At 69.9% G+C, this 21,881-nt stretch carries 15 protein-coding genes; 13 read left to right on the top strand and 2 right to left on the bottom strand.

The window, feature by feature from the left end:
• Nucleotides 1-158 precede the first annotated feature (158 nt).
• The 4 genes from eccB to mycP all read left to right on the top strand — a co-directional run bounded on the left by eccB (nucleotide 159) and on the right by mycP (nucleotide 4,010).
• Nucleotides 159-1,733: a type VII secretion protein EccB gene (gene eccB / locus ACZ6R9_RS32715; RefSeq protein WP_380488321.1), complete on the top strand. Its 1,575-nt coding sequence runs from the start codon at nucleotides 159-161 to the stop codon at nucleotides 1,731-1,733.
• A gap of 182 nt (nucleotides 1,734-1,915) precedes the next feature.
• Nucleotides 1,916-2,215, top strand: a complete 300-nt coding sequence (locus ACZ6R9_RS32710) for a WXG100 family type VII secretion target (protein WP_380488322.1) — start codon at nucleotides 1,916-1,918, stop codon at nucleotides 2,213-2,215.
• Nucleotides 2,216-2,286: 71 nt separating this feature from the next.
• Nucleotides 2,287-2,571 (top strand): WXG100 family type VII secretion target, encoded by a 285-nt coding sequence (locus tag ACZ6R9_RS32705; protein ID WP_380488323.1) that lies wholly within the window; start codon nucleotides 2,287-2,289, stop codon nucleotides 2,569-2,571.
• Nucleotides 2,572-2,702: 131 nt separating this feature from the next.
• On the top strand, nucleotides 2,703-4,010 hold the full coding sequence (gene mycP, locus ACZ6R9_RS32700; RefSeq protein WP_380488324.1) for a type VII secretion-associated serine protease mycosin: 1,308 nt from the start codon (nucleotides 2,703-2,705) through the stop codon (nucleotides 4,008-4,010).
• 96 nt (nucleotides 4,011-4,106) lie between these two features.
• Here mycP and ACZ6R9_RS32695 read toward each other — a convergent pair whose 3' ends face one another.
• On the bottom strand, nucleotides 4,107-5,516 hold the full coding sequence (locus ACZ6R9_RS32695; RefSeq protein WP_380488325.1) for an APC family permease: 1,410 nt from the start codon (nucleotides 5,514-5,516) through the stop codon (nucleotides 4,107-4,109).
• A 470-nt stretch (nucleotides 5,517-5,986) separates the two neighbouring features.
• Nucleotides 5,987-9,946, bottom strand: a complete 3,960-nt coding sequence (gene eccCa, locus ACZ6R9_RS32690) for a type VII secretion protein EccCa (RefSeq protein ID WP_380488326.1) — start codon at nucleotides 9,944-9,946, stop codon at nucleotides 5,987-5,989.
• Between the two features lie 587 nt (nucleotides 9,947-10,533).
• Between eccCa and eccD the strand changes: the two genes are divergently transcribed.
• The 9 genes from eccD to ACZ6R9_RS32645 all read left to right on the top strand — a co-directional run bounded on the left by eccD (nucleotide 10,534) and on the right by ACZ6R9_RS32645 (nucleotide 21,547).
• Entirely contained in the window at nucleotides 10,534-11,997 is a 1,464-nt protein-coding gene (gene eccD, locus ACZ6R9_RS32685; RefSeq protein ID WP_465542321.1) for a type VII secretion integral membrane protein EccD, read from the top strand.
• Between the two features lie 88 nt (nucleotides 11,998-12,085).
• Nucleotides 12,086-12,376: a 30S ribosomal protein S15 gene (rpsO, locus tag ACZ6R9_RS32680; protein ID WP_030462697.1), complete on the top strand. Its 291-nt coding sequence runs from the start codon at nucleotides 12,086-12,088 to the stop codon at nucleotides 12,374-12,376.
• Nucleotides 12,377-12,751: 375 nt separating this feature from the next.
• A complete protein-coding gene (locus ACZ6R9_RS32675; protein WP_380488328.1) occupies nucleotides 12,752-14,962 on the top strand; it encodes a polyribonucleotide nucleotidyltransferase in 2,211 nt (736 codons plus the stop codon).
• 103 nt (nucleotides 14,963-15,065) lie between these two features.
• Nucleotides 15,066-16,421, top strand: coding sequence for a M16 family metallopeptidase (locus ACZ6R9_RS32670; protein ID WP_380488329.1), 1,356 nt, complete (start codon nucleotides 15,066-15,068; stop codon nucleotides 16,419-16,421).
• Between the two features lie 22 nt (nucleotides 16,422-16,443).
• Nucleotides 16,444-17,190: a 4-hydroxy-tetrahydrodipicolinate reductase gene (gene dapB / locus ACZ6R9_RS32665; RefSeq protein WP_465542318.1), complete on the top strand. Its 747-nt coding sequence runs from the start codon at nucleotides 16,444-16,446 to the stop codon at nucleotides 17,188-17,190.
• A gap of 1 nt (nucleotide 17,191) precedes the next feature.
• Nucleotides 17,192-17,653 (top strand): tetratricopeptide repeat protein, encoded by a 462-nt coding sequence (locus tag ACZ6R9_RS32660; RefSeq protein ID WP_380488331.1) that lies wholly within the window; start codon nucleotides 17,192-17,194, stop codon nucleotides 17,651-17,653.
• Between the two features lie 33 nt (nucleotides 17,654-17,686).
• Complete coding sequence (gene thyX / locus ACZ6R9_RS32655; protein ID WP_380488332.1) at nucleotides 17,687-18,472, top strand: FAD-dependent thymidylate synthase; 786 nt, start codon at nucleotides 17,687-17,689, stop codon at nucleotides 18,470-18,472.
• 317 nt (nucleotides 18,473-18,789) lie between these two features.
• Nucleotides 18,790-19,689: a 4-hydroxy-tetrahydrodipicolinate synthase gene (dapA, locus tag ACZ6R9_RS32650; protein ID WP_465542315.1), complete on the top strand. Its 900-nt coding sequence runs from the start codon at nucleotides 18,790-18,792 to the stop codon at nucleotides 19,687-19,689.
• Nucleotides 19,690-19,861: 172 nt separating this feature from the next.
• Nucleotides 19,862-21,547: a ribonuclease J gene (locus tag ACZ6R9_RS32645; RefSeq protein WP_380488334.1), complete on the top strand. Its 1,686-nt coding sequence runs from the start codon at nucleotides 19,862-19,864 to the stop codon at nucleotides 21,545-21,547.
• Nucleotides 21,548-21,881: the final 334 nt, after the last annotated feature.

The following is a 21,881-nucleotide window of genomic DNA, read 5'->3' as shown; positions in this document are numbered from 1 at the left end:
TGGCGGACCGTCGGAGCCTACCCGTTACCGTACTCACCGTCTGCTGTCGCATCGTAGAGGGTTGACCGCTCCGGACGCCCGTCGGGTGGCAGACTCACGCACAGCACAAGCGCGTTGACACCCGCAGGTCGGGTCACACAGGGGAGACGGGGACGAGCATGGCATCACGCCGGGACGAGCTGAACGCCTACACCTTCGCCCGCAAGCGGATGGTGGGGGCTTTCCTGCAGCCGGGGGGCGGCGGCAATGACGAGGACGCGCCGCGTCCGATCCGTGCGATTCTGCCGAGCTTCGTGATCGGGGCCGTGGTCGTCGCCGGCTTCGGCATGTGGGGCGTCATCAAGCCCAGCGCGCCGCCGAACTGGGACAACGGCAAGTACATCCTGCAGGGCAAGACGTCCACCACCCGGTACGTGATCCTGACGGACCAGAAGAGCGGCAAGCCGATGCTGCACCAGGTGCTGAACATGTCCTCGGCCCGCCTGGTGCTGTCCGAGGGCGCCACCGTGCAGACGGTCGCCGACGACGTGCTGGACAAGTACCCGCGGCGCGGTCCCGCCATCGGCATCCCGTACGCGCCGGACAAGTTGCCGAAGAGCGACGACGCGGGCAGCGCGAAGCTGTGGTCGGTGTGCGACAAGCAGGGCAAGGACAACCTGTCGTCCTCGGTCGCCCAGTCGGTGTTCATCGCGGCCGGGGCGGACGCCAAGACCCTTCAGGCGGAGCGGAAGCTCGGTGACGGTCAGGCGCTGTTCGTTCAGGGGCCGGACGAGCAGGGCACCACGGGGTCGAAGTTCCTGGTCGACGGCAACGGGTTGAAGCACGCGGTCGGCCGGGAGGACACCAGCGACACCGACAAGGCCGCCATGGTGACGGCCCTGTTCGGCCCGGACGCGAAGCCCCAGCGCGTCACCAAGGAATGGCTGGCGACCCTGGAGTACGGCGAGCCGGTGAAGTTCTTCCGGTTCGACAACGTCATCGCCAAGCAGTCCCAGTCCTCCACCGTGGACCTGTCGCAGGCCCCGGAGAAGAAGGTCGGCCGGGTGCTGAAGTTCGAGGACAAGTACTACGCGGTCGGCCCGGACAAGCTGTACCAGGTCAGCGAGTTCCAGGCGAACCTGATCCGCCTCGACCCGAACACGCAGGCCGCGGCGTACGGCGGCGCGACGCCGACCATCGCGGAGCTCGGCGCGGGCGACTACAGCAAGCTCCAGCCGACGATCTCCAAGAAGTGGCTGGACGACGCCAAGGACCTGCCCACCCGCAAGTCCCCGGCGGTCAACCTCGGCGACAAGGACGCCCGCACGGTGGTCTGCTCGACCTTCAACGGCTACGAGGGCGACCAGATCAAGCGCTCGGTGTGGGCCGGTACCACCTACCCGGCGGACATCAGCTCGGACGCGGCCAGCGCGCACGTGACGCCCGGTCACGGTCTGCTGTACCGCTCGCTGGACGGCCGCAGCAAGCCGAGCGACGGCGGCACCGGCACCGGCTACCTGATCACCGACTCCGGCCTGCGCTACACGCTGCCCGCCAACAACGACGGCGGCAACGGCACGGCGAGCCCCAGTGCGAACCCGCAGGGCGGCGACAAGAAGGGCACCAACGAGGCGCAGGCGCGGCTGGGCTTCAAGTCCGTCAACCCGCAGTTCGTGCCCGACTTCTGGTCGAAGCTGGTGCCGGCCGGTCCGGTGCTCAACACCAACACTGCACTTCAGCCTCAGAACGCCTGACGAATCGTCAACGCCGGTGCGGGAGTTCAGTGTCATGGTCTGGTAACTACCTGCGACCCGGTGTTGGGCCGAGGGCACTTGGCCGTTACAGTGCTACAGAGCACCACACCACGTGGTGCCCGTGCGGGCGTTCGCCACAGGGGCGCCCGGACGGAAGTCTGTCTCATGGGGGACGGTGGATCATGGCAGGTCAGTTCACGATGACCGCGGAGGAAATGACCTCCTTCGCGAACCGCATCGGCGAGGTCAACCAGCAGGTGCAGGCCGAGATCGGTCGCCTGAACAACCTGGTCTCCGAGATCTCCTCGGGCTGGCAGGGCGCGGCCGCGACTGCGTACAAGCAGATGCAGGAGCGGACCAACGACGACGCCAACGCGCTCAACAAGGTGCTCGACGAGATCCGTCAGGCGATCGAGGCGACCACCAAGGCGTACTCGATGACCGAAGAAGAGCAGCGTGCTGCCGTCGGTGGCATCGGCTGACGCCGAGCCGGTAACCGTCACACCGCGCCCTTACGGGGGCGCGCCGTGCATCCATCGACAAGGAGACAAGCATGTCCATTCTCGTCAATTTCCAGACCCTGCAGAACGCCAGCTCCGAGGTGCGCCAGACCGCTTCGCGCATCCAGTCGCAGCTTGACGACCTGAAGTCGGGCGTCACCCGCGTCGCCTCCTCCTGGCAGGGTGCGGCCCAGGAGGGCTACCAGGCCCGCCAGGCGCAGTGGGACGCCAAGGCTGCCGACCTGCAGCAGGTGCTCGGCCAGATCGCCACCGCGCTGGACAACGCGGCGCAGAGCTACCAGCAGACCGAGAACCAGAACCAGTCGCTCTGGTCCTGACTGTTCCCTCTCGGGACTCTGCGCGGTAAGCGCTCTTCACAAGGGCGGGCGTCCCACGGGGCGCCCGCCCTTCGCGCGTTGCACGGGGCACGCGCCGAACACGGGTGGAAGCAATGAGGGGTGGACTTCAGGTGTCGTCAGGATCGTTGCGCCGGGCCGGCGCGGTGCTGCTGGTGCTCGGGGTGGTCGGCACCACGGCCGCCGGCCCCGCCTACGCCGAGCCCTCGCCCGCGGCCTCCGGGGGAGCCGGGTTCCGAGCGCCGGTGGCGATCGCGGCGGCCGGTGACTGCGCCCAGAAGGACGTCGAAGCGGTGCCCTGGTCGCTCCAGCGGGTCTTCCTGGACGAGCTGTGGGGCGTGGACAAGAACGGCAAGGCCCAGCACACCGGGGACGGCATCAGGGTCGCGGTGATCGACACCGGCGTGGACGTCAGCAACCCGCAACTGGGCGCCCCCGGCAAGGTGATCGACGGCGGCGACCTGCTCGGCGATTCGCAGCCGGCCGGTCAGCCGAAGCCGGAGGGCGGAGCCACCTCCGACAAGGTCGGGCACGGCACCAAGGTCGCAGGCATCATCGCCGCCGATCCGAGGCCCGGGGTCGGCTTCGTCGGCCTGGCCAAGGACGCGAAGATCATTTCGATCCGGCAGAACGATGCCGAGGGCCACGGCAGTGTGACCACGCTGATCGAGGCCATCAAGAAAGCGATGCAACTGAAGGCCGACGTCATCAACATCTCGCAGGACGTCCGGGTCGAGGTGGACCCGACCAAGCCCTCCGACGCGCCGGCGTTCGCCGAGGACCGTCAGTTGGAGGCGGTACTGAAGCAGGCCGACGAGGACGGGATCGTGGTGGTCGCGTCCTCCGGCAATGACGGCGCCGAAGGCCCCACCTACCCGGCCAAGTACGACACCGTGCTGTCCGTGGGCGCGTCCGACCGCAACAACGAGCGGGCCACGTTCTCGCAGTACGGCGACTTCGTCAAGGTGGTCGCGCCGGGCGTGGACATGCTCTCCACCGTCCCCGGGGGCGGACAGTGCACCGACAACGGCACCAGCTTCTCCGCGCCCTACGTCTCCGGCCTTGCCGCGGTGCTCAAGGGGATGCACAAGGACTGGACCCCCAAGCAGATCCGCACGGTGATCGAGCAGACTGCCCAGCGCACCGAGCACGGCCGCAACAAGTGGATCGGCTGGGGCGTGGTCGACCCGGTCAAGGCGGTCTCGTTCACGGGTACGCCCGAGTCGTCCCCGACCCCGGACGCCCCGACCAAGCTGGACACCGTTCCGCTGGTCGCGCAGCCGGCCGGCCTGGAGGAGACGCAGGCGGACCGGGACCGGCGGACCGGGACCTTCGTGCTCGGGGCGGGTGGCCTGCTGGTGGCGGGCCTGGCCGGCGGTGCGATCGTCGCCCGTGACATGGGCCGGCGCCGCCGCCACTGACCGTTCGGAACGACGTGAGGGGCCGTCCCCGGACAGGGGTCGGCCCCGCCGGTCGGGGGAAACCGGCGGGGCCGAGAGGGAGCGGTCCGCGGGGGGTCAGACCCGCTCGTCCTCGGGAAGGGTGATCACCCAGCGGGTCTCCTGACGGGGCCGCAGGTAGAACGCCCAGTACAGGCCGGCGGCGGCGGTGATGCCCAGAGTCCAGTAGAGGCCGGGGCCGTTGAGCTGGTAGAGCGTGTAGCCGAGGGCACCGATGACCAGGATCGGCAGCGCGGGCCACAGCGGCTGGCGCCAGGCGGGGGCGTGCTTGTGCTCGCCGCGGCGGGAGAACAGCGAGCCGACGGCGACCAGCAGGTACAGCGCGGCGACCGCGACGCCGGTGATCTCGATCAGCAGGGACTGCGGCACGAAGCAGAGCACCGCGCCGGGGACGCCGACGGCCAGGGTGGAGACCCACGGGGCGCTGAACTTGTTGAGGGTGCCGAAGGCGTCGTTCACCGGCTGCGGCCAGGCCTTGTCGCGGCCGGAGGCGAACAGCACCCGGGAGTTCTGGATGACCATCACGATGCCGGCGTTGATGATCGCCAGCGCGATGCAGAGGCTGATGAAGGTGCCGACGCCGGTGTTGCTCCAGCCGATCACCAGCTGGGAGATGTTGCCCTCGGTCAGCGCGGTCAGGTCCGGCGCGCCCATGGTGATGGCGGCGACCGGGATGACGATGATGGCGACCGACAGGCCCAGCGTCCACAGCACGGTGCGGGCGACGTTCTTGCGCGGGTCCTCCAGCTCCTCGGAGAGGTAGATCGCGGTGGAGAAGCCCTGGGTGACGAACAGCGCGGTGCCCATCATGGCGATGATCACCGAGAGGCCCACGCCGGAGGTGGCACCGGCCGCGTCGGCGATGGTGCCGTGCAGCATGGTGTCCGCGCCGCGCTGGGTGTGGGTGAAGCCGAGGAAGGACACCACGGCGCAGGCGATGACCTCCAGCACCAGGAAGATGCCGGTGATCCAGGCGTTGGCGCGCAGGTCGAGCAGACCGGCGATGGTGGCCGCGATCATCACCACGGCGCCGGCGATCTTCGGGTCGACGTGGATGATCGGTTCCAGGTACTCGGCGGTGCCCATCGCGATGATCGACGGCACGATCATCACCACGATCAGCGACTGGACGAAGACCAGCCAGCCCGCGAACTTGCCCGCCAGAGTGCCGACCATGGCGTACTCGCCGCCCGCCGAGGGCACCAGGGTGCCGAGCTCGGAGTAGCAGAACGCCACCGCGATGCAGATCACCGTGCCGATGACGATGGCCATCAGGGTGTAGGTGCCGAGGCCCTGGAACAGCTCGGGGACGAGCACGAAGAGCGAGGACGCCGGGGTCACGCAGGAGAGCGTGAGCAGCGTGCCGCCCACGACGCCGAGCGATCGGGCGAGCTTCTTCGGGGCCTCCGTGCCGGTGGCGGCACCCGGGGCGGGGGCGGCTGCCTGCGGAGGGAGCGTGTCGGTCATGGGGCATCCGATCGGCTGTCGGCGGTCACTGGGGGAGGGAGCGGTATCGCCTCCGAAACACGTTCTCGCGGGTCTGGTTCTCCATCGCTCCCGATGCGCCAGGTTGCCTGGGTGAATTGGCCCCGTCAACGCGGGATCAGCTGCGGAATCCGTTGTCGTAAGCCGGGTTTTCCTACGGAACGCAGCCGAGTGGCCGGTTGGCTGCTTGTTTCCATTGAGGTAACTCCGATGAACCGCGCTTGAATCGAAGGTGAAGTGATCTGCGCAACTCAGATTCAAAGGCGCTGCGCCGGGGTGGCTGATGGCCCGAAATCCCAGGCGGTTCGGCCTTCGGAGTACGGGAACCGAAGGAGGTGGCGAAAAATCAGAAGATAACGTTATGGCACCGTTCGGACCTTGGGATGCCAAAGGGCCGGATCCCTTTCGGAACCCGGCCCCCTTGGTCACACTGCGTGACTCTCGCCCGTCGGCTACTGCAGGGTCGGCAGCCAACCGGTCTGCACCGTCTGGCCCGCCTGGATCCGGCGGGAGACGAACACACCACGGCCCTGCGGCAACGGCTGCGGCTTGACCGTGCCCAGCAGCGCGCCCTCGCCCTTGTCACCGGAGAGGATCAGGCCCTGGCCGCCCAGCTCGCGCATGCGCTGCATCACCGGCTCGAACAGCGAACGGCCGGCGCCACCCGCGCTGCGGGCGACGATCAGACGCAGACCGATGTCGCGGGCGAACGGCAGGAACTCCGCCAGCGGCGCCATCGGGTTGCCCGACTGGGTGGCGACCAGCTCGTAGTCGTCCACGATCACGAACATGTCCTTGCCCTGGTACCAGCTGCGGTTGCGCAGCTGCTCCGGGGTGACGTCCGGACCGGGCAGACGACGCGAGCAGGCGCCGCGCAGCATCTCCACGATCGCCGACATGGCGGGCGCGGCGGCCGCGTACTCCACCAGGTACTCCGGCGGCACCACGCCGAGCAGCGAGCGGCGGAAGTCGCCGACCACGATGCCGGCCTGGTCCGGGGTGTACCGCTCGGTGATCTGCTTGATCAGCATGCGCAGCATCGCCGACTTGCCGGACTCGCTCTCGCCGAAGATGACGAACAGCGGGTCGTTCTCGAAGTTGACGAACACCGGCGCCAGCTCGACCTCGTCGACACCGAACGCGACACCCAGCTCGGGGTGCTCGAAGCCCTTGGGCAGCGAGTTGCCGTCCAGCACCGCCGGCAGCATGCGCACCTGCGGGGCGCGCGGGCCGGTCCAGGCCGCGTTGATCTGGCTGACCATGTCGGCGACACCGTCCACCAGGTCCTCGGTGGTGCCGGCGCCGTCGATGCGCGGCAGACCGGACAGGAAGTGCAACTGCTCGTGGGTCAGACCGCGGCCCGGGATCGACGGCACGTTCGCGGCGACCTTGCGGTTGATCTCCGACTCCATGGAGTCACCGAGCTTCAGCTCGACGCGGTTCTGCAGCTGGTCCTTCAGCGCCGGGCGGACCTCGGCGTAACGGGCCGCCGTGATCACCACGTGGACGCCGTAACCGAGACCTCGCTGGGCGATGTCCGCGATGACCGGCTCCAGGACCTCGAACTCCTGCTTGAAGATCAGCCAGCCGTCGATGAACAGGAACACGTCGCCGAACTGCTCGTCCGGCAGCTGCCCGTTGGCCCGGCGGGTGCGGTAGGTGGCGATGGTGTCGATGCCCTGGGAGCGGAACAGCTCCTCACGGCGGTTGAGCACCCCGTGCACCTCGCTGATCATGCGGCGGACCTTCTCGACGTCCAGTCGGCCCGCGACGCCGCCGACGTGCGGCAGGTCGGCCAGCGAGCCGAAACCGCCACCACCGAAGTCGAGCAGGTAGAACTGCGTCTCCACCGGGGTGTGGGTGACCGAGAAGCCCGCCACGATGGTGCGCACCATGGTGGACTTGCCGGACTGCGGACCGCCGACGATCAGGCCGTGGCCGGCCGCGCCCGAGTAGTTCAGGTACATCACGTCGCGGCGCTGGTCGCGCGGCTTGTCGACGATGCCGACCGGGACGATCAGGTTGCCCTGGTGGATGGACGCCGGGGTCAGACCGCGCTCCGGGCTGACCTGCAGCGGCTCCAGCAGGGTGTCCACCGACGGCGGCGCCTCCAGCGGGGGCAGCCACACCTGGTGGGCCGGCGGGCCCTGGCCGATCATGCGCTGGACGAACACGTCGAGCATGGTGTCCAGCAGCGCGTCGTCCTTCTCCTCCTCCTCCGACGGGTCGGGAAGGACCTCCTCCACCTCGGGCTCGATGATCTCGACCTCGGCGGCGGTGAACAGCACCGGCTGGGCGGTGACCACCCGGCCGCCGACCGCGCGCTGCTGGCCCGGCGGACGGTACTTGCCGGACACGTACGCGGCCCGGAAGCGCTCCATCACGTCGGAGCCGAACTTGAGGTAGCCCACGCCGGGGATCGGCGGCAGGTGGTAGGCGTCCGGCACACCGATCGCGGCCCGCGACTCGGCGGCCGAGAAGGTGCGCAGACCCAGCCGGTAGGACAGGAAGGTGTCCAGACCGCGGAGCTTGCCCTCCTCCAGTCGCTGCGAGGCCAGCAGCATGTGCATACCGAGCGAACGGCCGATCCGGCCGATCTGGATGAACAGGTCGATGAAGTCCGGCTTCGCGGTGAGCAGTTCGGAGAACTCATCGATGATCATCAGCAGCGAGGGCAGCGGGTCGAGCGGCGCGCCCGCGGTACGGGCCCGCTCGTACTCGTTGATGTTCGCGTAGTTGCCCGCCGCGCGCAGCAGCTCCTGGCGGCGGTTCATCTCACCCTCGATCGCGTCGCGCATGCGGTCGATCAGGGTGGCTTCGCCCTCCAGGTTGGTGATCACGGCCGCGGTGTGCGGCATCTCCGCCATACCGGCGAAGGTCGCACCACCCTTGAAGTCGGCGAGGACCAGGTTCAGCACCTCGGACGAGTGGGTGACCGCCAGCGCCAGCACGATGGTGCGCAGCACCTCGGACTTGCCGGAACCGGTCGCGCCGACGCACATGCCGTGCGGGCCCATGCCCTCCAGCGAGGCTTCCTTGATGTCCAGCCAGACGTACTCGCCGTTGCTGCCGACGCCCAGCGGGACGCGCAGCTTCTCGCGGATCGGCTTGGGACGCCAGTGCCGGGCCGGGTCGAAGGAGCCCGGGTCGCCGGTGTGCATCATCTCGGTGAAGTCCATCGACACCAGCGACGGGTCGCTGTCGTCGCCGCCCGCGGACGCCCGGAACGGCGCCAGCTGCCGCGACAGCGCCTCGGCCTGCCACCCCGACAGGGTGTCCGGCTTGCCGGGGTAGCTGGCGCCGGAGGCGGCCTCCAGCAGCAGCTCGTGCTTGCCGACGGTGATCACCAGGTGGCCGTTCGGCTCGTCCAGGTCACCCGGGACGACCTCGATCACGGTGACGCCCTGGACGCCCTCCGGACCGGCGATCACCGAGTCGACCGGCACCGAGGCGCCGTCCATGATGACCACCAGGTGCGGCTGGTCCGAACTCGGCGTGCTGTCCCGGGAGAAGCCCTTGCGGCCGGCCAGCTCGTTGGCCAGCAGCTCCTCCAACTCACCCAGCCCGGAAGCGATCAGACGGCGCGAACCGGCGCCGTCGCTCTCCTTGCGGTGCTGGGTGTGCGGCAGCCACTTCGCCCACTCCCACTCCTCCACCGCGCCGGGCGCGGCGGCCACCCCGATCATCAGGTCCTCGGGGGAGTGCAGGGTCGCCAACTGGGCCACCATCGCCCGGACGTTGCCGTACACCGAGTCCGGGTCGCCGCACACCGTGATGTGGTAGAAGGCGCGCAGCGACACCGCCAGCGGCAGGTCCTGCAGCGTGCCGTGGGTCTTGATGAAGGTGCCCATCGCCTCCGCGGCGAGCGGCTCCAGCTCGTCCATCGGGGCGGTCTGCGGCGCCACCAGCGGCGTCGACAACTGCAACGGGCCCAGGCCCACCCGGATCTGCGCGAAGTCCGGATCCGTCGGCCGGCGCTCCCACAGCCGGCGGCCCTCGGCCACGATCGACCACAGCTGGTCGGGTTCCGGGTGGGTGAACAGCAGTGCCCCGCGCTGACGTTCGGCCGTGCGACGCACCTCGCGGCGCTTCTGCTGCAGGTACTTCAGGTAGTCCCGGCGCTCGTCCGAGGTGGCCGCGCTACCGCCCTTGCGCGCCTTGACGATCTGCGCCACCGCCATCGCGGCGGTCGACGCGACCATCAGGACACCCATCATCTTCATCGGGCCCTGTGCGCCCGGCGAGAAGAAGAACGCCGCCGAACCGCCCATGCCGAGCAGCGGCAGCAGCGACATCATCCAGTCCTCGCCACCGCCCCGCGGCAGCTCCGGCGGCGGAACCAGCTCGACCGGCTCCTCCGACACCGGAGGCGGGAACGCCCGCGGCGGACGCTTGACCGTCACCGTACTCATGCGTTCACCTCGCTGGCGCTCGGTGAGCACTTCGTACACACGCGCCTCTTGATGGTGAGCTCGCTCCGCTCGCTCACGTGGTCACCCCGCCCCCAGCGGCAGCCGCAGCGCGCGACTCCCCGTCGTCAACGGTGCGCCCTCCCCGGGCACAGGGTCGGGGGCACCCCCATCGCTCGCTCACAATCCGCCCTCACGCATCTGGATACGTACGGTGAGGGCGCCCCGTGTGATGACGCCGCCCCCGCTCCGCCGAACCGCAGGCGCGCGGGGCTGTCGCGTTCGATCGCCGCCCCCGTACGCCGTGCGCAGGGGCCGATCCTACTGCGCTGGGCAAGCCGTTCGTCCACGGGGTCGCCCACCCGCAGGGTACTGATCCGGCGTCAACACACAACCCCCGGCGCTCCTGCGCACCGCCTCCATCCGCATGCGCCGCCCACACCTCCTCCACGCCCCCGACGCGGTGCACCCTTGCGCGGAGGGGGTAAGGTGACGCCGCGCCAACTCTCGTTCGGGCCGTGACAGTTCCGGAGCCGGTCGACGAGTGGTCAGCAGACTTGCCGACACAGCCAACGAGGGGGAGAGGGCCGGTGAGCACAAACGCTACGACCGGTTTCTGCCGGGTCACCGTGGTGGCACCGGACAGCCGGATCGACGTCGCCCTGCCGGAGGACGTCCCGCTCGCCGACATCTACCCGGAAGTGCTGCGGCTCTCCGGGCAGACCCAGGTGGACGGAACGCCGACCGGGTTCCATCTGGTGCGGCGGGACGGCACCGTGCTCGACAGCGGACTTCCGCTGGCGGCCCAACAGGTCCGCGACGGCGACCTGTTGAGCCTGCGCCCGTTCTCCGAGTCGCTGCCGCCGGCCGTCTACGACGACGTCGCCGACGCCATCGCCTCCGCGGTCGAGGCCGACCGCCGGTTCTGGAGCCCCGACCTGATGCGGGCCTTCGGCCTGATCGCCGGCACGGTGCTGCTCACCCTGCTGGCGTTCGCGCTGTGGTTCTCCGACCTGCGGCACAACATGTTCGGCCTGCCGGGCATCCTGGCCGGCGTCACCGCCGTCGTGCTGGTGACCTTCGCCGCCGTCCGCGCCCGGGTCTACGAGGACCACGTCGCCGCGCTCGCGCTCGGCCTCGGCGCGCTGCCGCACGCCATGCTGGCCGGCTCCGGCATCATCGACGTCCCGCACCTCGGCGACGGCCCCGGCCGGCTCCAGTTCCTGGTCGGCTGCGTCGCCGTGCTGGTGGTCGCCGTCCTGCTGGTCGGCCTGCTGCCGGAGAAGGACTCGGTGTTCGTCGCCGCCGCCTTCGTCGCCGCCGCCGGCACCCTGGCCACCTTCGCCGCCGTGCTGATGTCCGGCACCGCGATCACCGACATCGCCGCCGTCACCGGCGTCGCCGCGGTCGCCGCGATCGGCTTCCTGCCCGCGCTGTCCGCCCGGTTCGCCCGCCTGCCCGTCGGCTTCAGCGCCCCCGGCCAGGCCCGCACCCGCGGCACCGCCTACGGCGAGGAGAACACCAGCGCCGAGACCGTCCAGTACGAGCGGATCGCCGCCCAGGCCCGCCGCGGCCACGAGGTGCTGGTCGGCCTGGTCGGCGGCGCCGCCACCACCATCGTCGGCGCCTGCACCGTGCTCGGCTTCAGCGACCGCACCTGGGCCGAACTGCTGGCCCTGGCCATCGGCGTCACGACCATGCTGCGCGCCCGGCTGTTCCGCTACACCGCCCAGGTGTTCGCGCTCACCATCGCCGGCCTGGCCGGCCTGGCGCTGCTGATCCTGGGCCTCGCCCTGCACACCCCGATGCACCTGGCGATGGCCGCGGCCACCGGCGGCGACGGCGGCGACCTGCGCACCGTGTGGCTGTCCACGTCCATCGCGGCCGGCGCCGCGATCATGATCGCGATCGCGCTGATCGTCCCCCGCTCCGGAGTGTCCCCGTTCTGGGGCCGCATCCTGGACATGGTCGACAGCCTGATGCTGATCGCCCTGGTGCCGCTGGCGCTGGCCGTGCTCAACATCTACAACGTGGTGCGCGGCGCGACCGGCTGAGCCGCGCTGGTATCGTTGATCCGTCCGAGTTCTGTCAGGTCCTGTGCCTTCGACCAGGACCGCTCGGCCAACACCGAAGGAGATGCCCGTGGCCCTCGCCGCTGACGTCAAGAAGCAGATCATCGCCGAGTTCGGCCAGAAGGAGGGCGACACCGGCTCTCCCGAGGTTCAGGTGGCCATGCTCTCCCGCCGCATCTCGGACCTGACCGAGCACCTGAAGTTCCACAAGCACGACCACCACTCGCGTCGTGGCCTGCTGATCCTGGTCGGCCAGCGCCGCCGCCTGCTGCAGTACCTGGCCAAGAAGGACATCGAGCGCTTCCGTACCCTGGTGGACCGCCTCGGCATCCGCCGCGGTGCCGCCGGCGGCGCCCGCTGACACCGCTCGTAGGGGCGGCTCCCCTCACCGGGGGAGCCGCCCCTCGGCGCTTTCCGCGCCACCTCGCGACCGCACCCCGCGAACAGCCCGGCCGTAAAGCCGCGCTCGATAGGGTGTGAATTTGTAAGGTAAAGGGCATGCCCGCCCTTGCGGGCCGACCAAGGCTTCAAACGGAAGCCGCCCGCACCGCAGGAGCGTCCACACGCCGACCGCCGCACGCCGAAAGGCGCCGGTCCTCGGTAGTGGCCGCCGGGACCCCCGACACGCGGGGACGGACCCGGTGGCTTCGATCGAAGACCGGCCCAACTGCCCGGGCCACGGCAGGCACGCGCAGGGGCGCTCCTGGGGAGACGTACGAAAGAGGAGATCTTCCAGGTGGAAGAGAACGTTTTCTACGCCGAGGCCGTCATCGACAACGGCAGCTTCGGCACCCGCACCATCCGCTTCGAGACCGGCCGCCTGGCCCGTCAGGCCGCCGGCTCCGCCGTGGCCTACCTGGACGACGACACCATGGTGCTGTCGGCCACCAGCGCCTCGAAGCAGCCCAAGGAGCACTTCGACTTCTTCCCGCTGACGGTGGACGTCGAGGAGCGGATGTACGCCGCCGGCCGCATCCCCGGCTCGTTCTTCCGCCGTGAGGGCCGGCCGTCCGAGGACGCGATCCTCACCTGCCGCCTGATCGACCGCCCGCTGCGCCCGTCCTTCGTCAAGGGCCTGCGCAACGAGGTCCAGGTCGTCGTCACCGTCATGGCGCTCAACCCCGACCACCTGTACGACGTGGTGGCCATCAACGCGGCCTCCGCCTCCACCCAGCTGGCCGGCCTGCCGTTCTCCGGCCCGATCGGCGGCGTCCGCGTCGCGCTGATCAAGGGCCAGTGGGTGGCCTTCCCGACCCACTCCGAGCTGGAGTCGGCCGTCTTCGACATGGTCGTCGCCGGTCGCGTCCTGCCGGACGGCGACGTCGCGATCATGATGGTCGAGGCCGAGGCCACCGACAAGACCATCAAGCTGGTCGAGGGCGGCGCCGAGGCCCCCACCGAGGAGGTCGTCGCCTCCGGCCTGGAGGCCGCGAAGCCGTTCATCAAGGTGCTGTGCGCCGCCCAGGCCCAGCTCGCCAAGCAGGCCGCCAAGCCGACCGGCGAGTTCCCGCGCTTCCTGGACTACCAGGACGACGTGCTGGCCGCGCTGACCGCCGCCGTCAAGGACGAGCTGGCCAAGGCGCTGACCATCGCCGGCAAGCAGGAGCGCCAGAACGAGCTGGACCGCATCAAGGCCGTCGCCGCCGACAAGCTGCTCCCGGAGTTCGAGGGCCGCGAGAAGGAGATCAGCGGCGCCTACAACGCGCTGACCAAGAAGATCGTCCGCGAGCGCGTCATCAAGGACAAGGTCCGCATCGACGGCCGCGGCGTCACCGACATCCGCACCCTGGCCGCCGAGGTCGAGGCCATCCCGCGGGTGCACGGCTCCGCCCTGTTCGAGCGCGGCGAGACCCAGATCCTGGGTGTCACCACGCTGAACATGCTGCGCATGGAGCAGCAGCTCGACACGCTCTCCCCGGAGACCCGTCGGCGCTACATGCACAACTACAACTTCCCGCCGTACTCGGTCGGTGAGACCGGCCGCGTCGGTTCGCCGAAGCGCCGCGAGATCGGCCACGGCGCCCTTGCCGAGCGCGCGATCCTCCCGGTCCTGCCGACCCGCGAGGAGTTCCCCTACGCGATCCGCCAGGTCTCCGAGGCGCTGGGCTCCAACGGCTCCACCTCGATGGGCTCGGTCTGCGCCTCCACCATGTCGCTGCTGAACGCCGGTGTGCCGCTGAAGGCCGCCGTCGCCGGCATCGCCATGGGTCTGATCTCGCAGGAGATCGACGGTGAGACCCACTACGTGACGCTCACCGACATCCTCGGCGCCGAGGACGCGTACGGCGACATGGACTTCAAGGTCGCCGGTACCCGCAACTTCATCACCGCCCTGCAGCTGGACACCAAGCTCGACGGCATCCCGGCCTCCGTGCTGGCCGCCGCGCTGAAGCAGGCCCGGGACGCCCGCCTGCACATCCTCGACGTGATGAACGAGGCCATCGACTCGCCCGACGAGATGTCCCCGAACGCGCCGCGGATCATCACCATCAAGATCCCGGTGGACAAGATCGGCGAGGTCATCGGCCCCAAGGGCAAGATGATCAACCAGATCCAGGAGGACACCGGCGCCGAGATCACCATCGAGGACGACGGCACCATCTACATCGGTGCCGCCGACGGCCCGGCCGCCGAGGCCGCCCGCTCGACGATCAACCAGATCGCCAACCCGACCATGCCGGAGGTCGGCGAGCGCTACCTGGGCACCGTGGTGAAGACCACCACCTTCGGCGCCTTCGTCTCGCTCATGCCGGGCAAGGACGGTCTGCTGCACATCTCGCAGATCCGCAAGCTGGCCGGCGGCAAGCGCGTCGAGAACGTCGAGGACGTGCTCGGCGTCGGCACCAAGGTGCAGGTCGAGATCGCCGAGATCGACCCGCGCGGCAAGCTGTCGCTGATCCCCGTCATCGAGGGCGAGGAGGGCGGCGAGGCCGCCGCCTCCGAGTGACACCCCGGTAACACCCTGCGGCCCGCACGCCCCGATCGGCGCGTGCGGGCCGCGCCCTGTTCGTGAAGCTCCCCTCGTGAAGCAGTAGTTGGAAGGAACACCCGTGGCCCAGGCCTCGGCGGCGAAGCAGCGCCCCGGCACTACCCGGACCCTGCTCAAGGGCACCGAAGGCGGCGCGGGCACCGTCCGCCGCACCGTGCTCCCCGGCGGCCTGCGGGTCGTCACCGAGACCCTCCCGACGGTGCGCAGCGCCACCTTCGGCATCTGGGTCGGCGTCGGCTCCCGGGACGAGACCCCGGTGCTGAACGGCGCCACGCACTACCTGGAGCACCTGCTCTTCAAGGGCACCGCCCGGCGCGACGCGCTGGAGATCTCCGCCGCGCTGGACGCGGTCGGCGGCGAGATGAACGCGTTCACCGCCAAGGAGAACACCTGCTACTACGCGCGGGTCCTGGACACCGACCTGCCGCTGGCCATCGACGTGGTGTGCGACATGCTCACCGGCTCGCTGGTCCGCCCCGAGGACGTGGAGTCCGAGCGCGGCGTCATCCTGGAAGAGATGGCGATGGCCGAGGACGACCCGGGCGACGTGGTGCACGACCTGTTCGCCAAGGTGATCTTCGGGACCGGCCCGCTCGGCCGCCCGATCCTGGGCACCCAGGAGACGGTGTCCGGCCTGAGCCGCGACCAGATCGCCGGCTTCTACCACCGCCGGTACAAGCCGGAGAACCTGGTGGTCGCCGCGGCCGGCAACCTCGACCACGCCAAGGTGGTCAAGCTGGTGGAGAAGGCGTTCGCGCCGGTGCTGGCCAAGTCCAAGGGCCACCCCGCCGAGGTCCGGCGCGGCGTCAAGGCGGTCCGCACCTCCGGCAAGGCCGCCGTCCTCAACCGCCCCACCGAGCAGGCCCACCTGGTGCTCGGCGTCCCCGGCATCCCGCGCCACGACGAGCGCCGCTGGGCGCTGGGCGTGCTCAACGCGGCCCTCGGCGGCGGCATGAGCTCCCGGCTGTTCCAGGAGGTCCGGGAGAAGCGCGGCCTGGCGTACTCGGTGTACTCGTACTCCTCCTCCTACGCCGACACCGGTCTGTTCGGCATCTACGCCGGCTGCCAGCCCAAGCGGGTCGAGGAGGTGCTGAAGATCTGCCGCGAGGAACTCGCCCGGGTCGTCGAGGAAGGCATCACCGAGGAGGAACTGCGCCGTGCGATCGGCCAGATCTCCGGCTCCACCGTGCTCGGCATGGAGGACACCGGCTCGCTGATGAACCGCATCGGCAAGGCCGAACTCTCCTACGGCCACCACCTGTCGGTGGACGAGATGCTGCGCAAGATGGCCGAGGTCACCCTGGACGACGTGCACGCCGTCGCCCGTGATGTGCTGGGGGCGCACCGGCCCTCGCTCGCGCTGATCGGCCCGGTCAACGACCGCCGGGCCGCCAAGCTGGCCGACCTGCTCGCCTGAACCGCCCGAGAGGACAACTGACATGACGCTGCGCGTCGCCGTGATCGGCGCCAAGGGCCGGATCGGCTCCGAGGCCGTCAAGGCCGTGGAGGCCGCCGACGGCATGGAGCTGGTGGCCGCCCTCGGCCGTGGCTCCGAGCTCACCGAACTCGGCGAGGCCGGGGTCGATGTCGCGGTCGAACTCACCCACCCCGACTCGGTGATGGGCAACCTCGACCATTGCCTGCGCAACGGCATCCACGTGGTGACCGGCACCACCGGCTGGACCGAGGAGCGCCTGGAGACCGTCCGCGGTCTGCTCGCCGAGGCCCCCGAGCTCGGCCTGCTGATCGCCCCGAACTTCTCCATCGGCGCGATCCTCGGCATGAAGTTCTCCCAGCTGGCGGCCAAGTACTTCGAGTCCGTCGAGGTGGTCGAACTCCACCACGACCGCAAGGCCGACGCCCCGTCCGGCACCGCCACCCGCACCGCGCAGCTGATCGCCGCCGCCCGCGCGGAGGCCGGCCTGCCCCCGCAGCAGGACCCGACCACGCACAGCCTGCCCGGCGCCCGCGGCGCCGACGTGGACGGCGTCCCGGTGCACGCGGTGCGGCTGCGCGGCCTGCTCGCCCACCAGCAGGTGATGTTCGGCGACACCGGCGAGACGCTGACGATCCGGCACGACTCGATGCACCACAGCAGCTTCATGCCCGGCATCCTGCTCGGCGTGCGGAAGATCGCCGACCACCCGGGCCTGACCTTCGGCCTGGAACACTTCCTGGACCTGTGACATGACCTCTCGCACCGGTTTCTTCGTCCTCTCCGGCATCCTGCTGCTGGTCAGCGCGGTCTGCGTCGGGGAGGGCGTGCAGCTCGTCGCCACCGGCAAGCCGCTGGGCATCGGCATCGGCGTGTGCGCCTTCGTCATCCCGGTGATCGGGCTCTGGTTCCTCCGCCAGACCATCCGCTTCGGCCGGGCCAGCGAGCGGCTCGCCCGCCAGCTGGAGGCCGAGGGCGGCCTGCCCGTGGACGAGCTCAAGCGCACCGGCGGCGGCCGGATCGACCGGGCCTCCGCCGACGCGGTGTTCGCCCGTCGCAAGCGCGAGGCCGAGGCCGACCCCACCGACTGGCGGAACTTCTTCCGGCTCGCCGTCGCCTACGCGGACGCCGGCGACGTCCCGCGCGCCCGCAAGGCCATGCAGCACGCGATCAAGCTGCATGGCCGGGACGCCGCGGCCACCGCCGTAAACTGACCTGTACCGCCCCCAACAGCCAGGACATCACCCATGCGCGCAGTCGAACCCCAGGTCCACCTGATCGCCCGCCCCGAGCTCGACTACGACGAGGTCGCGGCCTACCTGCAGGACGTCGGCGGCGAGAGCTGGCTGGAGCGAGTCGACCGCGGCGACCTGGACGACGCCCAGAACCTCGCCGAGTTCGCCGGCCGGATCTGCTACCGCTCGTGGAAGCCGGGCCTCAACCCGAACGTCACCAAGGTCCGCACCGACCAGGACGTCTACCTGAAGAACATCCTGGCCAGCGCGCACGGCTCGGTGCTGGAGCACGTCTCCTTCACCTTCGTGCTGCACAACGTCAGCCGGGTGGTCACCCACGAGCTGGTCCGCCACCGGGCCGGCGTCGCGGTCTCCCAGGAGTCGCTGCGCTTCGTCCGCCTCGACGACATCCCGTTCTGGTTCCCCGAGTGGGCGCAGCGGGACGAGGAGCTGATGAGCCGCGCCACCGGTCTCATGCAGCAGATCGAGGAGTTCCAGCACTGGATGGCCGACCACTTCGGGCTGGACGAGGAGGGCGTCAAGTTCCACGAGAAGAAGGAGAAGACCTCCTTCATGCGCCGCTTCGCCCCCGAGGGCCTGGCCACCGGCCTGGTCTGGACGGCGAACGTGCGCACCCTGCGCCACGTCATCGAGAACCGCACCGCGCCGGGCGCCGAGGAGGAGATCCGGCTGCTGTTCGGCAAGATCGGCGAGCTGATGGTCAAGGAGGCGCCCTCGCTGTTCGGCGACTACACCGTCGAGGACGGCGCCTGGGTCCCCGGCTGGCGCAAGGTCTGACGCCCGACCCCCTGGCCGGGGTCTGACGGACCGTCGGATCCCGGCCCGGCCGTGCTCACCCGTGCGGCCTTCCGCGGGCGGCCGTGAACCGGCCGCTGACCTGCGTGGACGGGCAGATGGCCGGACCCGCCCGAGATGCCCGGATTGCGGCGTTCTCGGCCGCTCCATACGCTCGGGGCACGGATTCCGGTGCTGCGTGAACCCCCGAGCGCGCAGCACCGGAATCCCATGTCGGGCCCGGCCCGCGGCCCTCAGGACTGTCCAAACCCTGGACCTGCGTGGCGATCGACCACCGCCCTACGAGTAGCTTTGGACCCATGGCTCCGACCTCCACACCGCAGACGCCCTTCGGCCGGGTCCTGACCGCGATGGTCACCCCGTTCACCGCCGAAGGCGAGCTCGACCTCGACGGCGCCCAGCGCCTCGCCGCCCATCTGGTGGACTCCGGAAACGACGGCCTGGTGCTCAACGGCACCACCGGCGAGTCGCCCACCACCACCGACGCGGAGAAGGCCCAGCTGGTCCGGGCCGTGGTCGAGGCGGTCGGAGACCGCGCCCACGTCATCGCCGGCGTCGGCACCAACAACACCCACCACAGCGTCGAACTCGCCCGCCAGGCGCAGGCCGCCGGCGCCCACGGCCTGCTCGCGGTCACCCCGTACTACAGCAAGCCGCCGCAGGAGGGCCTGTACCTGCACACCGTCGCGATCGCCGACGCCACCGAACTGCCGGTGATGCTGTACGACATCCCCGGCCGCGCCGCCGTCGCCCTCGAACACGACACCCTGGTCCGCCTCGGCGAGCACCCGCGGATCGTCGCCAACAAGGACGCCAAGGGCGACGTCGCCGCAGCCGCCCGCGCCATCGCCGACACCGGCCTCGCCTGGTACTCCGGCGACGACAACCTGACCCTGCCGCTGCTCTCGGTCGGAGCCGTCGGCGTGGTCAGCGTGGTCGGCCACGTGGTCGCCGCCGAGATGCGTGCCATGATCGAGGCCTTCGTCGCCGGCGACCACGCCAAGGCGCTCGCCGTCCACCAGTCGCTGCTGCCGGTCTACACCGGTATCTTCCGCACCCAGGGAGTGATCCTCTCCAAGGCTGCGTTGAACCTGCAGGGACACCCGGCCGGCCCGCTCCGGCTGCCCCTGGTCTCCGCCACGGACGCGGAGATCGCCCGGCTGAAGGAGGATCTCGCCGCCGGCGGGGTACACCTGTAACCAACAACAGACGTGCGCGCCCCCGGCTCGCCGGACCCCCACCGGGTCCGCCGCTGGACCGGGACCGACGGCGCGCGGCAATCGGCAGTCAGGTAACCACGATGGACGCACGCCATATGCCACCGGGGGAAGAACCCTCCGGGCATATGGCGTGCGTCGTGAGGAGAGTCTTTTGAGCCACCCGCACCCCGAACTCGGCGCTCCCCCCGCTCTCAAGGAGGGCGCCCTCCGCATCACCCCGCTGGGCGGTCTCGGCGAGATCGGCCGCAACATGACGGTCCTCGAGTACGGCGACCGCATCCTGATCATCGACTGCGGCGTGCTCTTCCCCGAGGACGAGCAGCCCGGCGTCGACCTGATCCTCCCCGACTTCAGCTACATCCGGGACCGCCTCGACAAGATCGACGGCATCATCCTGACCCACGGCCACGAGGACCACATCGGCGCCGTCCCCTACCTCCTCCGGGAGAACCCGGACATCCCGCTGATCGGCTCCAAGCTCACCCTCGCCCTGATCGAGGCCAAGCTCGCCGAACACCGCATCCGCCCCTACGTCCTGGAGGTCGCCGAGGGCGACCGCGAGCGGATCGGCCCCTTCGACTGCCAGTTCATCGCGGTCAACCACTCCATCCCCGACGCCCTGGCCGTCGCCGTCCGCACCCCCGCGGGCATGGTCGTCGCCACCGGCGACTTCAAGATGGACCAGCTCCCGCTGGACGGCCGCCTCACCGACCTGCCGACCTTCGCCAAGCTGGCCGAAGAGGGCATGGACCTCCTCCTGGTGGACTCCACCAACGCCGAGGTCCCCGGCTTCATCCCGCACGAGCGCGACATCTCCGCCGCGCTGCGCAACGTCTTCGCCAACGCGGAGAAGCGCATCATCGTCGCCTCCTTCGCCAGCCACGTGCACCGCATCCAGCAGGTCCTGGACGCCGCGCACGAGTACCGGCGCAAGGTCGCCTTCGTCGGCCGCTCGATGGTCCGCAACATGGGCATCGCCCGCGACCTCGGCTACCTGAAGGTCCCCGGCAACCTGATCGTCGACGTCAAGACCCTCGACGACCTCCCCGACAAGGAGGTGGTGCTGATCTGCACCGGCTCCCAGGGCGAGCCGATGGCCGCGCTGTCCCGGATGGCCAACCGCGACCACCAGATCCGCATCGTCGAGGGCGACACCGTCGTCCTCGCCTCCTCGCTGATCCCCGGCAACGAGAACGCCGTCTACCGGGTCATCAACGGCCTCACCCGCTGGGGCGCCAAGGTTGTCCACAAGGGCAACGCGAAGGTGCACGTCTCGGGCCATGCCTCGGCCGGTGAACTCCTGTACTTCTTCAACATCTGCAAGCCGAAGAACCTGATGCCGGTCCACGGCGAATGGCGCCACCTGCGTGCCGCCGCCGACCTCGGCATCGCCACCGGCGTCCCGCGAAACCGCGTGGTCATCGCCGAGGACGGCATCTGCGTCGACCTGGAGAAGGGCGTCGCCCGGATCGCCGGCAAGGTCCAGGCCGGCTACGTCTACGTGGACGGCTCCTCGGTCGGCGACATCACCGAGGCCTCGCTCAAGGACCGCCGGATCCTCGGCGAAGAGGGCTTCATCTCGGTCTTCGTGGTGGTCGACTCCACCAACGGCAAGATCGTCAGCGGCCCGACCATCCAGGCCCGCGGCTCCGGCATCGACGACAGCGCGTTCGCGTCCATCGCCGGCAAGCTGGAGGAAGCCCTCACCCGCTCCGCCGGGGAAGGCGTCCTGGAGGTCCGTCAGGTCCAGCAGCTGGTCCGCCGGACCATCGGCAAGTGGGTCGCCGACAACTACCGGCGCCGCCCGATGATCCTCCCGGTCGTCGTCGAGGTCTGACCGACCTGATTTGACCTGGGGCAGCCCGGTGCGTAACGTTCTCCGGGTTGCCCCACGGTCGTGCGGCTTCGCTCCGGATTCGAATTCGTTCGAATGGGGCGGGGAAAACAGGCCGAGAAACTCTGATAGAGTTCGGGAGCGCCGAAAGGCCAAAGCAAATCGGAATGAATGAAACTCCGGAAAACGGAGCGGAAAACATCTGATAAGCTGGAAACACGAAAGAACGAAGCGCCCGGAGGGTTCGCAGGAATGCGGCTCGAAGGAAGTGTCCGTTCCTTGAGAACTCAACAGCGTGCCAAAAGTCAACGCCAGATATGTTGACATCCCCGGCCAG

The sequence above is a fragment of the Kitasatospora sp. NPDC048662 genome (assembly GCF_055587065.1).
This window is presented reverse-complemented; position numbering and strand designations above follow the sequence as displayed.